This is a genomic window from Actinomadura sp. NTSP31 (assembly GCF_041951385.1).
In the GTDB taxonomy this organism is placed as follows: Bacteria; Actinomycetota; Actinomycetes; order Streptosporangiales; family Streptosporangiaceae; genus Spirillospora; species Spirillospora napierensis.
On record NZ_JBGNUT010000045.1, the window covers coordinates 19,400 to 32,497 of the forward strand.

Sequence of the window (13,098 nt, forward strand, 5' to 3'; positions counted from 1 at the left end):
GCGGCAGAACCCTAGACAGAGGCCGATTGACGAGGACGGCGCCGCCCGCGAAGCCAAACAAAAGCACCAACCCCGACCAAAAGCACAACACCCCCGGCAATCCCGGCAAAAACCACCGGAGACGGCCCACCGCTCGATCGGTGCGACTCGGCGGCGGGGGAAGACGACGCGGCGCTCACCTTCTGCGCGGCGCGCTGTGACTGGTCGAATCTGGCGTAGACAGGGTTGGCGGCGCCGGCCGGCACCGGGTACTTCGCGGGGTCCATGGCGCGGTTGATGCGGATGGCGCCGTAGCCGGTCGCCTTGTCGGGGACGGGCTTGTTGATCGGCAGAGCGGTGGCGATGAGCCGCTGGACGACCGTACGGCCGGACATGCTCGGATTATGCGAGCGGACCAGAGCCACCGCCCCTGACACCAGCGCCGCCGACGCACTGGTTCCCTGCGCATCCGAGTAGATCGTGCCCGTCTTGCCGACCGCCACCGAGCCGCTCGCCGGAGCGGCGATGGAGACGTAGGGCTGCCGCTGAGTGCCTTCCCAAGGCCGCAGATCGGCGTTGACGCCGCCGACCGCCAGAACACCCGGGCAGGACGCGGGCGCCTCGGGGAAATTGTTCGTGTTCCCGGTGTCGCCGGCCGCCGCGACGGTGACGACGTCGTGCTGTATCGCGTAAGCCACCGCGTCGCGGACTTCCCGTGAACACTGGTCGGGAGTGCCCGGCGCACCGGCGCCGAAGGACAGGTTCAGCACTTTCGCGCCCTTGTCGACCGCGAAACGGATGCCGTCGGCGATCGCCTTATAACCGTCGACGCGGTCGGGGCCCACGACGTCTATCGACAGCACGTGCACTGGAAGGATCTTGGCTTCGGGGGCGATGCCCGCGAAGCCGCTGCTCCCGCCCCCCTGTCCCGCGATCATGATGGCCATCGTGGTGCCGTGGCCGTGGCCCTTCGCGTCGAGGTCCTTGCGGCCGTCGCTCTTCCCACCCGCGGTGTCCGCCCCTTTGAGGACGACCCCGGACAGCTCGGGAAGATGAGGATTGACGCCCGAGTCGAGGACGCCGACGGTGACGCCGGCACCTTTCGAAAGGGGCCAGACATCGTTCTCGATGCCCCAAGCCGGAAACCACCACTCGTCCTTACGCGGCCGTGGCTCCGCCAGGGCCGGGTGAGCGGTGAGCGCCACAAGGCTCAATGCTCCCGCACCTGCGATGAGGCGGCGGAGAAGGTTCACACGCCGTCCCCGGGAAATCCGCCACCGCGCTTTCGGCCGTTGTCCTTCGCCGTTCTCTCGCCTTGCTTGCTCTGAGGACGATTGGGCTCGGAGCCGAGCACGCTGGGAGCCACCTGCATGTCCTCGTTCCAGACGTCGGGGTCTTCGCTCAGCCAGGAGCCGCGATCACGCTCCCGGTCTCCGTGGGGCGAGCCGCCCGCACCGGTCATCGGGCCCATTCCCATCGGGCCCGTGCGGGGCGCCGGAACCTCACCGGGGGCTCCGGCCTCTGGTGGGGGAGGCGGCCCCAACCGGCTCCGGCCGATGACGCCGTTGCGGTCCAGCCCCCCGGGCTCGGAACCGGGACGGCCCTGCGAAAATCCGGCTCCGCCGCCCGGAAGACCGAGCGCGGTGCGGCCGGGCAGGTCCAGCCCAGCCCGTCCGGGAGGGCCGAAAGCGCCACCGCCGGGGAGACCGAGGCCAGGGCCGCCCGGCTGGGAAGGTTGAGGCCCCGCGCCCGGACCGAGGGACGAACCGGAGGGGGAGGTCGGCGGTGTCGTGAGCGGCGGGCCGCTGTTGCCGCCGCCACTGCCCGCAGGAGGGACGACGCCGGACAGATCCGTTCCCCCGCCGCCGCCCGAGGGGCTGCCCGGGGTGTTCGGCCGCCCGCCGTAGGGCGACCCGCCGCCGGTGGAGGGCACGAGAGGCGCGCTGCCAGAGTGCGGCGACGTGCCTGAGGGGGCTGCGGCGCCCGGCCTGGTGGACCCGCTCGGGGCGCCGGCCGGGGTAGGGGTCGATGACAGATCGCTGGAGCCTCCGGATACGGCCGAGCCGCCCGAACCGGCCGGCGCCCCGGAAGCGGGGGTGCCACCGGATCCGCCAGGGGTGATGGGAGCGCCGTACGTCATGAGGTTGTTCGGCAGTTGTGTCGAGATGTTCGGTGGAAGGGACGTCCACGTCTCGGTGATGCGTTCGTTGGCGCCCTGCATCCAGGAACGTGCTTCGGCGTCGGTCTTCGGCTGCGGCATGCTGTTCTTGTACCAGCCGAGGTATTCCGAGCCGTGGCGTTCGACGGCGGTACCGAAATCGCGGGCGGTGGCGCTGATCGTGTGGCTCGATGCCCAGAGGTCGCGCATCTGCACCTGCGCGGCCGCCGCGTCCGTGCCCGACCAGGCCTCGTTCAGGTCGTGGCCCGCCTGGGCGAGCCGCTGGGTGATCCGCTGATAGGCCTGGGAGAACCTGACGTAGGCGTGTCCCGATTCCGTCACCGCGCCGGGCTCGCTGGACTTCAGCAGTTCCTCGATGCTCTTGCGGTCATAGCTTGCCGGTGACCCTGTCGGGGCGCTCTCGCGCATGGGAAAGGTGTGCTCGTCCGTCATCTGCGCTCCCTCACTCCAACGACCCGGGTCCAGAGCGCGGCGAGGCGACGGGAGACGGGGGCTTCCCAGGCGAACCGGAATCGGTCTGAGCTTGCTGAAGTTGCCGCTGTACAACGGCGACGCGTCTTTCGAGTTCCGCCTCGGCGTCGTCATAGGCCTGTGCGGTGCGGCGGAGCATCTTGATGGTTCGCAGCGCCTCGAACAGGAAGGCGCTGTGCTGGTCGGCCAATACCGAATGGCCTCGCCTGATACTGGGGACCAGTGCCTTCGCCGCGTCCCAGGTGCCGTAGGCCGCGTCGTCGGCGTCGGCCCGCTGGAGCTCCTTGCTGGCCTCGATGATCTCTTCGAGGTCGGATTCGAGGCGTTTGGCTATGGCGCGGAGGCGGGCGCGGTCGACGCGGAGGTCGCCGGTCTGGTTGAGGCCCGGCCAGTTGCCGTAGGCGCCGGGCGGCACCGATCTCGGATCCACAGGCGGCATGGCGTTCCCCTCCAGCCCCGTCGCGCCGGTCCGTGCCGTCAGTGCGGTCCCGGCGGCACCGCTGACGACTCTTTCACACGGCTTGACCGGGTGTCAGGGATCGCGCGATTCGGAAGGCGGCAAGATCCTTTATCGGGCGACCGGATCCGGAGGGTCAGGGTTTCGCGGCGAGGCGGAGGCCGAGGCCGATGAAGAGGGAGCCGGTCGCGACGTCCAGCCGGCTGCGGGCGGTGCGGCGGCGGCGGAGCCATTCGCCTATCCGGCCGGCGAGCACGCCGACCGTGCCGTCGACGAGGAATTCTAGGGCGATCAGGATGGCGCCGAGAATGGCGAACTGGAGCCAGACGTCGCCCATTCGCGGGTTGATGAACTGGGGGAGGAAGGCGATGGTGAACGTGACCATCTTGGGGTTCAGCAGATTGGTCAGCAGGCCGTTGAGGTAGGCGCGGCGGCCGGACGGGGCGGCGGCGGGGGCGTCGTCCTGGGCGTTGCGGTGGCGGATGGTCTGGACGCCCAGGTAGATGAGGTAGGCGGCGCCGACGAGGCGGACGGCGGCGAAGGCGATCGGGACGGCGGCGAAGAGGGCGGCGAGGCCGGCGGCGGCGACGGCGACGTGGACGGCCTCGCTGGTGGCGACGCCGGCGGTGGCGAGGAGCCCGGCGCGGGGGCCGCCGCGCATGCCGCAGCCGAGGATGAACAGCATGTCCGGGCCGGGCACGAGCATCGCGATGACCGAGGTCAGCAGGAAGGCGGCGAGGAGGTGCTGGTCGATCGGCATGGCAGGATCGTGCCACGCCGGGTAGGCGAGGTACATCCGAATTGTGGGGGCTGGTGTGCGGGGGACGGCGCGGCCGATCGTCGGGGCCGTGCTGGCGTCGTTCGCGGGGGTGTACGTGCTCGCGGCGCCCGCGCGGACGGCCGGGGCCGGCCGGATCGGGGCCGCGATCGCCCTGGTGGCGGTCGTCCTGGGCGTCCAGGTCGTGCGGGTCGTCTCGCGCGACGGCCGGTGGCGGTGGGGCATTCCCGTCCAGGCGGCGGCGGCTTACGCCGGTGTATTGGCGTTCGGCACGTCGCTGGGGATCCTCGGGTTCGTCGCGGGGTCGCTCGTGCTGGCGGGGCTGTGGCCGCTCGCGGTGGTGGTCGTGGGGAGCGCGGCGGTCCTCGGTGACGCCGATGTGACGATCACCTGCCTGCTCACCGGGCTCGTCGTCTACGGGCTGGTGCGGCTGGCGGACCGGGTGGACGACACGGTGGCCGCGCGGTTGCCGTTGACGATGGCGGCGGTGGCGCGGGAGCGGCTGCGCATCGCGGCGGAGTTGAACCGGGGCCTCGGCGAGGGGCTGCGGGAGATCTCGGACGGGAGCCGGCGCGCGGTCGAGCGGCCCGGGGCGATCGCGGACGTGCTGGACGTCGCGCGGCGGTCGCTGAACGAGGCGCGGGCGGCGGCGGCCGATTTCCGGAGCATGTCGCTGGCGCCCGAGGCGTCGGCGGCGCGCGCGCTGTTGGAGGCGGCAGGCGTCCAGACGGAAGTACGGACGGGCCATAGGGAGCCACTGGGGCCGGCAGGGGCCCTGTTGGCGATGGCGTTGCGCGAGGCCGTCACCGACGTGGTGCGGGTGGGGACGGCACACAACTGCCTTATCGAGACCTCGGAAGAGGACGGGTTCGTACGGCTGCGCGTGGTGAACGACGGCGTCCGCACGGTGGAGAGGGGCGCGGAGGGGCTGGAGGACGCCGCGCAGCGGGTGAGGGCCGCGGGCGGTGACTTTGCCACAGGTCTGGAGGAGGACGGCAGGTTCGCGGTCGAGGTTTCGATGAAGGCGGGGGAGCGGCCGGTGAGCCTGCCGGACCGGACCGCCTACCGGCTCTCGGTGGGACTCTTGGCCGCCGTACTGGCCGGGTTCTCCATCAAGGGACTGCTCATGGTTCCTTGGGGGCTGGAGTGGGCGGCTGCGGCGGTGATGCTCGTTCTCATCGGCGCGCTACAGCTCCTGTGGACGAGCAGTGGACAGCCAAGGGCGTGGGGGCTGTTCCTAGCCGTGTTGAGCTTCGCGCCCGTCCCGCTGTTCGGGAAGGCGTGGCTGGGCGTTGCGGGGTTCCTTGTCGGGACGCTCCTGGTGGGTGTCCCGGTGAGGTTCGCCGTCCCGTTGGTGGTGGCGACGATGGCGGGCGTGGGCGCCGGTGCGTGGGCGCTGGGCCTGGGGGCGGCGGCCGTCACCAATTACGTGATCAGCACGCTGGTCACGGGCCTGGTGGTGTACGGGCTCGTCCGGCTTGCGTGGCTCGTCCGGGATCTGCGGGTGGCCGGGGAGGAGCTGGCGCGGGCGGCGACGGTGCAGGAGCGGCTGCGGGCCGCGCGCGATCTGCACGACCTGCTCGGGCACAGCCTGGCGGCGATCCTCCTCAAATGCGAGCTGGCGCGGCGGCTGGCGGACGTGGATCCGGCGCGCGCGCGGGCGGAGCTGGACGAGGTCGTGGCCATGGCGGAACGAGCCGGCAAGGACCTGCAGACCGCGACCGGTGGCGAAGCGGAATTGTCGCTGGACGGGGAGGCGCGCTCGGCGCGGTCCGTGCTGACGGCGGCGGGCGTCGAAGTGGAGATGGAACTCGCGCACGGCGAGTTGGCGGACGAGACGTCGGCGGTGCTCAGCACGGTGCTGCGTGAGGCCGTGACCAACGTGCTGCGCCACAGCGCCGCGAAACGCTGCGCCATCACGACCGCGCGGGACGGCGGTACCGTCCGCCTCGTGGTGGAGAACGACGGATTGGATCCGGAGGCGCCCCGTACGGCTCCGGGGTCGGGAATCGGGAACCTGGCGACGCGCCTGGCCTCGTTCGGAGGGACGCTCAGCGCGCGCGCCGACGGCCAGGGGAACTTCCGGGTGGAAGCGGCCGTCGGCTAGAGCCAGCCCGCCTCCTGGGCGATGCGGGCGGCGTCGGTGCGGTTGCGGGCGTTGAGCTTGGTGACGACGGCGGTCAGGTAGTTGCGGACCGTCCCGGCCGACAGGTGCAGCCGCGCGGCGATCTCCGGGGCCTCGGCGCCCTCGGCGGCCAGCCGCAGCACGTCCGTCTCGCGCGGGGTGAGCGGGTTGTCGGCGAGGTCCCAGGCGGTGAGCGCGAGCTGGGGGTCGAGGACCCGCTCGCCGGCGGCGACCTTGCGGATCCCGGCGGCGAGCTCGTCGGGCGGCGCGGTCTTCAGCAGGAAGCCGCGGACGTTCGCCGCCAGGGCGCGGCGCAGGTGGCCGGGCTTGCCGTGGCCGGTGAGGATGAGCGTCGCGATGTCCGGGTGCGCGTCGCGGAGGGCGGCCGCCGCGGCGAGACCGTCCATTCCCGGCATGTCGACGTCCAGGACCGCGACGTCCGGACGGGCGGAGCGGGCGGCGGCGAGGACCTCGTCACCGCGGTCCACCTCGGCCACCACGGTCAGGTCGGGCTCGAGCGACAGCAGCGAGGCCAGGGCGCTGCGCACCACGTGGTGGTCGTCCGCCAGAAGCACCTTGATCACGGTGCAATGTCTACCAGGACATGCAGACCGGTGACCGCGTCACGGGTCGGACCATGACGAGGTCACGGGTGACCGGTGATGACGTCTCTGGTCCGTGAAGCCCCAGGTCAGAAGACTTGTCCGTATGAACGAAGCGGTGCGGATGGACGCGGTCAGCAAGGTGTACGGCAAGGGGCGCGGGGCGGTGGCGGCGCTGCGCGAGGTGACGGCGGGCATCCCGCGCGGCCGGTTCACGGCCGTCATGGGCCCGTCCGGGTCGGGCAAGAGCACGTTCCTGCACTGTGCGGCGGGCCTCGACACGCCCACGTCCGGCAGCGTCCGGCTGGGGGACACGGAGCTGTCCTCCATGAACGAGACGAAGCTGACGGAGCTGCGCCGTGAGCGGGTCGGTTTCGTGTTCCAGGCGTTCAATCTGGTGTCGTCGCTGACGGTGGAGCAGAACATCACCCTGCCGCTGCTGCTCTCGCGTACGCGAGTCGACCGGAAATGGCTCGATGAGGTCGTTGGCAGGGTGGGGCTTGGCGAACGCCTCGGGCACCGTCCCGCCCAGTTGTCGGGCGGGCAGCAGCAGCGTGTCGCCATAGCGCGCGCGCTGGTGACCCGTCCGGAGGTCGTGTTCGGGGACGAGCCGACAGGCGCGCTCGACACGATGACGGCACGGGACGTGCTGTCCCTGCTGCGCGAGACCGTCGACGGCATGGGCCAGACGGTCGTGATGGTGACCCACGATCCGGTCGCCGCGTCCTATGCGGACACGGTCCTCTTCTTGGCGGACGGCCGGATCGTCGACTCGATGGACGCGCCGTCCAGCGACAAGGTGGCGGCTCGCATGACCCGGATGGGGGCGTGGAACTGATGCTGCGGATCGTGCTGTCCACGTTGCGGCACCGCAAGGCCGGCTTCGCAGGCGCGTTCGTCGCGCTGCTGTGCGCGGCGGCGCTGGTGTGCGCGTGCGGAGTCCTGCTCGACACCGGGCTGCGCGGCTCGGTCGCGCCGGAGCGGTACGCGGGCGCGCCGGTGGTGGTGACCGGCGACCAGTTCGTCCACCAGACCAAGGTCAAGAAGAAGGGCAAGGTCAAGCACAAGGCGAAGGCGATCGCCGAGCGGGCCTGGCTGCCGGTGTCGGTCGCGGATCGGGTCCGTGCGGCGGGCGCCCGCGACGTGGTCACCGAGGTCGCGTTCCCGGCCGAGATCGGTTCCGGAGCGGACGAGTCGTGGGGGCACGGCTGGGAGTCGGCCGGGCTGACCCCGTTCACGCTGCGGGAGGGCCGGGCGCCGGGCGCCCGCGACGAGATCGTCGTGGACGCCGCGACGGCCCGCGCGAACGGCCTGCACGCCGGGTCGCGGGTGCGGGTCGCGTCCGCCGAGCCGGGCGTCTACCGGGTCTCCGGAGTGACGCGGCAGGCGCTGGAGGACCAGGCGGCGATCTTCTTCTCGACCGCCGAGGCGCGCCGGCTGGCCGGGCATCCCGGCATGGTCACGGCGATCGGCGCGACCGGCTCGAAGACCGCGATCACCGGCGCGCTGCGCGGCACCCGCGCCACCGTCCACACCGGGATGGACCGCGGCAAGGCGGAGTTCCTGGGCGCGGAGAAGTCCCGCATCAAGCTGATCAGCATGGGCGGCGCGCTCGGCGGCACGGCCCTGCTCGTCGCGATCCTGGTCGTGTCCGGCACGTTCGCGCTGTCGGTGCAGCAGCGGGAGCGGGAGATCGCGCTGCTGCGCGCCGTCGCCGCCACGCCCCGGCAGGTCCGCCGCATGATCGGGCGCGAGGCGCTGCTCGTCGGCCTCGTCGCCGGGCCGCTCGGGGCCGCCGCCGGGCTGCCGCTGGCGTTCTGGCTGCGCGACCGGTTCCGCGGCCTCGGCGCCCTGCCCCCGAACCTGGACCTGGTCGTCAGCCCGTTCCCGCCGGCCGCGGCGGCGGTCGCGGCCGTGGTCGCCGCCGTCGCGGCGGCCCGGCTGGCCGCCCGCCGCACGGCCCGGATCCGCCCCGTGGAGGCCCTGGGGGACGCGGCGCTGCGCCCGGCCCGGCTCGGCGCCGTCCGCGCTGCGGCGGGGCTGCTGGTCCTCGCGGGCGCCGTCGTGCTGACGGTCGTCCTCGCCGGCCTGCACACCGAGGCCGCGTCGAGCCCGGTCACGATGCTGGCCGCGATCGTCTGGACGGTCGCCGTGGCGCTGCTCGGCCCGGTCATCGCCCGCGCCGCCGTCGCCGTCCTCGGCGTCCCGCTGCGCGCGTTCCCGGTCGGCGGGCGGCTGGCCGCCGCGAACCTCGGCGCCGGCGCGCGGCGGCTCGCGTCCGTGATCACGCCGCTGACGCTGATGATGGGGCTGACGGCCACGATCCTGTTCGTCCAGACGACCATGGGGCACGCCTCCGCGCGCCAGGCGACCGAGGGCACGGTCGCCGCGCACATCGCCGGCCCCAAGGTCCCGCACGGCACGGCGGAGGAGATCCGCCGCGCGCCCGGTGTCACCGCCGTGACGGAGGTCGTGCACAGCACCGTCCGGGTCGGCCTGGAGAACTACGGCATTCAGGGCGTCACGCCCAGCGGGCTCGACAAGACCATGGACCTGGACGTCCGCAAGGGCGACATCAGGAATCTGGACGCGTCGTCCATCGCCGTCAGCACGACCGCGGCGTCCCGCCTGCACGTCGCACCGGGCGACACGCTCCGCCTCACCCTCGGCGACGGCACGCCCATGGCGCCGAAGGTCATCGCCGTCTACGGACGGGGGCTCGGCTTCGGTGACCTGACCGTCGCCCACGACCTCCTCGCCGCCCACGTGGACGACCCGCGCGGGACGCTCCTCATCGCGGGCACCGCGCCGAAGGGCGTGCCGACGACGGACGCCGCGTCGCCGGCCGAGGACAAGGCGTCCACGAACGCCGAGGTCAACTACGTCGCCATGGGCCTGATCATCGCGTTCACCGCCATCGCCGTGGTCAACACGCTGGCGATGTCGACGGCCGACCGGGCCCGCGAGCTCGCCCTGCTGCGGCTGGTCGGCACCACCCGGCGCCAGATCGCGCGGATGCTCGGCTGGGAGACGCTCGCCGTGGTGCTGATCGCCGGCGTCCTCGGCACCGCGATCGCGCTCGCCGTGCTCACCGCGTTCGGGCAGGGCATGACCGGCGGCGCCCCGTACGTCCCGCCGCTCGCCCACCTGGGCGTTCTCGCCTGGGGCGCCCTCCTCGCGGCGGCGGCCACGGCGCTGCCCGCCCGGCTGGCGATGGCGGCCCGTCCCGCCGACGTCATCGGCGCCCGCGAGTAGGACGCGCATAGGATCGGTCCGCATCCGTCCCCGACGAAACGAACCAGGCCCGCACATGACACAGGACGACTCGCCGCGACCCGCTCCGGACGCCGTCCGCGACCTGCGGGCCGGTTTCGGGATCGACGCACGGCGCATCGACCGGATCGGGCATTTGCTCACGGACGGGACGTTCCGCACCGTCGAGGACGTCGTCTCCCTGACCGGCACGTCGCGGCGGACGGTCGAGGCGGTGTTCCGGGCGCTCGAACCGCACCTGGAGCCGTCGGGCGACGGACGCCGGATCGCGCGGCGGCACGTCCCCGAATACGACGGGGTATTCGGGGACGCCGCGACGGCCGGGATCGCCGACCCGTGGACCGAGCGGGCCCGCCGCGACCCGGCGGCCCTCGCCGCGATGGACGCCCTGATCGTCGCGGCCCCGCCGCCCGTCCAGGCCCTCGACCACGTGCCCGCGACCGCCGAGACCGTCCTGAAGCGGGCGCGGTTCATGCTGGACGGCTTCGACCTGCGCGGCGCGCACGTGCTGTGCGTCGGCGACCACGACCTGACCTCGCTCGGCCTGTTCGCCGCCGGCGGCGCCGACGGGCTGCGGGTGAGCGTGGCCGACATCGACGAGCGGCTGCTGGAGTTCCTCGACACCGAGGCCGCCCGGCGCGGCTGGGACGTCCGCTGCCACGCCGCCGACCTGCGGCTCGGCCTGCCCGCCGCGCTGCGGGACTCCTGCCAGCTGGTCTTCACCGACCCGCCGTACACCCCGGACGGCGTCGGGCTGTTCGTCGCCCGCGGCCTCCAGGGGCTCCAGGACCACCGCAACGGCCGCGTCCTGCTCGCCTACGGGTTCGGCGAGCAGCAGCCGGCGCTCGGGCTCGCCGTCCAGAAGGCGCTGAATCCGCTGCATCTGGCCTACGAGGCGATGCTTCCGGGCTTCAACCGCTATGTCGGCGCGCAGGCCATCGGCAGCACGGCCGCCCTGTACGTGCTGCGTCCCACCAAGCGGACCGCCGCTGCCGCCCGCGCCGCCGCCGACGACCCGCGCACCGCGATGTACACGCACGGCGCCCAGTCGGTGGAGGCCGGCGCGGACGCCCTGGACGAGGCGGCGGCCGAACGCGTCCTCGAACTGGCGGGGGGCGACGCCCCGCTGCTGGTCGGCGACGGATGGCCCGCCAAAACCGCAGGCCGCCGCATCCCGCTGCGCGACTTCCTGGCGGCCCCGCTGCCGCGCAACCTCCAGGGTCACGGCACGGTGCTGATCAACCTCTACCCCGGGTTCGGGGGGTCGGCCGCCCGCGCGCTGCTGGCCGCCAACGCGCCCCGCGTCGGCCTCGTCTGCCGCAACGACGAGCCGTTCCTGCGCGACGCCGAGGGGCAGCGCGGGTTCCGGCGGCTCGCCGCCCCCGGATACCGGATCGAACGCCTGCTCCGCGGCACCCCGTCGCCCGGGACGGCGCTGGTCCTGGCCGAGCGGAACGACGAGCCCGCGGACGCCGCCGAACGGGTCCTGGCGTACATCCGCGCGCGGGCGCACGGCAAGATCGGCAACGGCTGGCGGGAGGGCCTCATCGCGCTCCGGAAGGCCGAGGGGCGCACGCTCACCAAGGCCGAGGCGCGCGGGCTGATCGGGACGGCCGCCGACCGTCCCGACCTGCTCGAACGGTCGCTGGTCGACCTCCCGGCGCACCTGCTCGCCGTGCTCGGACGCGACGTCCGGCGCTCCGTCGAGGCCCTGCCGGACTGACCGGCCCGCCCGCGCGGGGGTCACGCGCGGGTGCGGGTCGTGCCGCCGTTGACGTGCAGGATCTGGCCGACGAGGGTCGGCAGCCGGTCGTCGGCGAGGAACGCGACCGCCGCCGCGACCTCCGCCGGCTCGGCGAGCCGGCCGAGCGGCACCCGCGCGCGGGCCTCGCCGCTCTCGTCGGCGGTTTCCGCGGTGCCGAGCACGCTCGGCGCGACCGCGTTGACGGCGATCCCCAGCGGCGCCAGCTCGCGGCCCAGCGACTTGGTGAGCGCGATGATCCCCGCCTTCGACGCCGAGTGCGCCGTCGCGTCCGGACGCCCGATCACCCCCCATTCGGAGGAGACCAGCACCATCCGCCCGCCGCCGCGCTCCACCATCCCGGGCATGACCGCCTGCGCGCACGCGAACGCCCCGCCGAGGTCGGCGTCCACGGTCCGCCACCAGTCGTCCAGGTCCTGCTCGGCGAGCGGCGCGAGCGGAGAGCACGCGGCGTTCGCGACGAGGATCCCGATCTGCTCGCCGGTGCGGCGCTCGACGTGCTCCACCATCTCCCGCACCGCGTCCGGGTCGGACACCTCGGCGGCCGCGGCGACCCCGCCCAGCTCCGCCGCGAGCCCGTCGATCCCGCGCCCGAGACGGTCGTTCAGCGCGACGACGTGCCCCGCGGACGCCAGCCGCCGCGCGACGGCCCCGCCGAGAGCGCCGCCGGCACCGGTGATCAGCGCGACCGCCATCAGATCACCGCCCCGGCGTTGGGCGACAGGACCTCGCCGGCGCAGAACGTCCCGTCCTCCACCAGGTAGGCCGCCGCGAGCGCGATCTCCTCCGGGGACGACAGCCGGCCCGCCGGGAGGGTCTGCAGGAAGGCGGGCCGCCGCCACGGCGAGTCGGGCGGCAGCATCGGCGTGTCGGTGGGCCCCGGCGCCACCGCGTTCACCCGCACCCCGGACGGGGCCAGCTCCGCCGCCAGCGACCGGACGAGGCCGATCACCGCGCCGTTCGCCGCCGCGTAGTGCGCCTCCGCGTCACCGCCCGCCAGGGCCAGGTCAGACGCCACGCCCACCACGGTGCCGTGCCCGCGCTCCGCCATCGCGGGCGTCACCGCGCGGCACACGTTCACGAGCCCGCCGAGATGGACCCGCAGCATCCGCTTCCAGTCGTCCCAGGCGATGTCGGACACCGGGACGAGCGCGTAGTGCCCCGCCGCGCACAGCGCCGCCTCGACCGGCCCCATCTCCCGCTCGATCCGGCGGACCGCCGCGGCCACCTGGCGGGGGTCGGCGACGTCCACCCCGACCCCGTAGTCGGCGTCCGGCGCCGGGCGCAGGTCGAGCGCGGCCGTCGTCCAGCCGCGTCCCGACAGCTCGCGCACCATCGCGCCGCCGATCCCGCCGGCCGCCCCGGTGACGAGCGCGACTCGCTCGCGCATCCGCACTCCCCATCTCCTGGTAACCCAGGCAAACCCGGCATTGGTGCAGGTGGCAAGGGGCATGGCCGTTTCTTGGCCAAAT

At 73.5% G+C, this 13,098-nt stretch carries 11 protein-coding genes; 4 read left to right on the forward strand and 7 right to left on the reverse strand.

Going from position 1 to position 13,098, the window contains the following annotated elements:
* Positions 1 to 11: 11 nt before the first annotated feature.
* From ACA514_RS44480 to ACA514_RS44495, 4 genes are all read right to left on the reverse strand, one after another.
* A complete protein-coding gene (locus ACA514_RS44480; protein WP_375047567.1) occupies positions 12 to 1,184 on the reverse strand; it encodes a S8 family serine peptidase in 1,173 nt (390 codons plus the stop codon).
* Between the two features lie 44 nt (positions 1,185 to 1,228).
* Positions 1,229 to 2,590, reverse strand: a complete 1,362-nt coding sequence (locus tag ACA514_RS44485) for a WXG100 family type VII secretion target (protein WP_375047528.1) — start codon at positions 2,588 to 2,590, stop codon at positions 1,229 to 1,231.
* 10 nt (positions 2,591 to 2,600) lie between these two features.
* Entirely contained in the window at positions 2,601 to 3,068 is a 468-nt protein-coding gene (locus ACA514_RS44490) for a hypothetical protein (RefSeq protein WP_375047529.1), read from the reverse strand.
* Between the two features lie 154 nt (positions 3,069 to 3,222).
* Positions 3,223 to 3,846: a LysE family translocator gene (locus tag ACA514_RS44495; RefSeq protein ID WP_375047530.1), complete on the reverse strand. Its 624-nt coding sequence runs from the start codon at positions 3,844 to 3,846 to the stop codon at positions 3,223 to 3,225.
* An 88-nt stretch (positions 3,847 to 3,934) separates the two neighbouring features.
* Between ACA514_RS44495 and ACA514_RS44500 the strand changes: the two genes are divergently transcribed.
* The gene (locus ACA514_RS44500) at positions 3,935 to 5,971 is read left to right on the forward strand and encodes a sensor histidine kinase (protein ID WP_375047531.1); all 2,037 of its coding nucleotides are present in this window, start codon (positions 3,935 to 3,937) and stop codon (positions 5,969 to 5,971) included.
* Here the strand turns inward: ACA514_RS44500 and ACA514_RS44505 are convergent.
* Positions 5,968 to 6,573 carry a response regulator gene (locus ACA514_RS44505; protein ID WP_375047532.1) on the reverse strand — a complete coding sequence of 202 codons (606 nt, stop codon included), beginning with the start codon at positions 6,571 to 6,573 and terminating at the stop codon, positions 5,968 to 5,970. The two genes, ACA514_RS44500 and ACA514_RS44505, sit on opposite strands and share 4 nt — an antisense overlap.
* A 124-nt stretch (positions 6,574 to 6,697) precedes the next feature.
* Here ACA514_RS44505 and ACA514_RS44510 point away from each other — a divergent pair, with 124 nt between their 5' ends.
* Genes ACA514_RS44510 through ACA514_RS44520 form a run of 3 tightly spaced genes read left to right on the forward strand, consistent with a single transcriptional unit; the run spans position 6,698 to position 11,587 of the window.
* Complete coding sequence (locus ACA514_RS44510) at positions 6,698 to 7,429, forward strand: ABC transporter ATP-binding protein (RefSeq protein ID WP_375047533.1); 732 nt, start codon at positions 6,698 to 6,700, stop codon at positions 7,427 to 7,429.
* Entirely contained in the window at positions 7,429 to 9,846 is a 2,418-nt protein-coding gene (locus tag ACA514_RS44515) for an ABC transporter permease (protein ID WP_375047568.1), read from the forward strand. The genes ACA514_RS44510 and ACA514_RS44515 overlap by 1 nt, the downstream gene beginning before the upstream one ends.
* A gap of 55 nt (positions 9,847 to 9,901) precedes the next feature.
* Positions 9,902 to 11,587: a bis-aminopropyl spermidine synthase family protein gene (locus ACA514_RS44520; protein ID WP_375047534.1), complete on the forward strand. Its 1,686-nt coding sequence runs from the start codon at positions 9,902 to 9,904 to the stop codon at positions 11,585 to 11,587.
* A gap of 20 nt (positions 11,588 to 11,607) precedes the next feature.
* Here the strand turns inward: ACA514_RS44520 and ACA514_RS44525 are convergent, their stop codons facing one another.
* Both ACA514_RS44525 and ACA514_RS44530 read right to left on the reverse strand, forming a co-directional pair.
* Positions 11,608 to 12,321 (reverse strand): SDR family NAD(P)-dependent oxidoreductase, encoded by a 714-nt coding sequence (locus ACA514_RS44525; protein ID WP_375047535.1) that lies wholly within the window; start codon positions 12,319 to 12,321, stop codon positions 11,608 to 11,610.
* Complete coding sequence (locus ACA514_RS44530) at positions 12,321 to 13,016, reverse strand: SDR family NAD(P)-dependent oxidoreductase (RefSeq protein WP_375047536.1); 696 nt, start codon at positions 13,014 to 13,016, stop codon at positions 12,321 to 12,323. Before ACA514_RS44530 ends, ACA514_RS44525 begins: the two co-directional genes overlap by 1 nt.
* Positions 13,017 to 13,098: the final 82 nt, after the last annotated feature.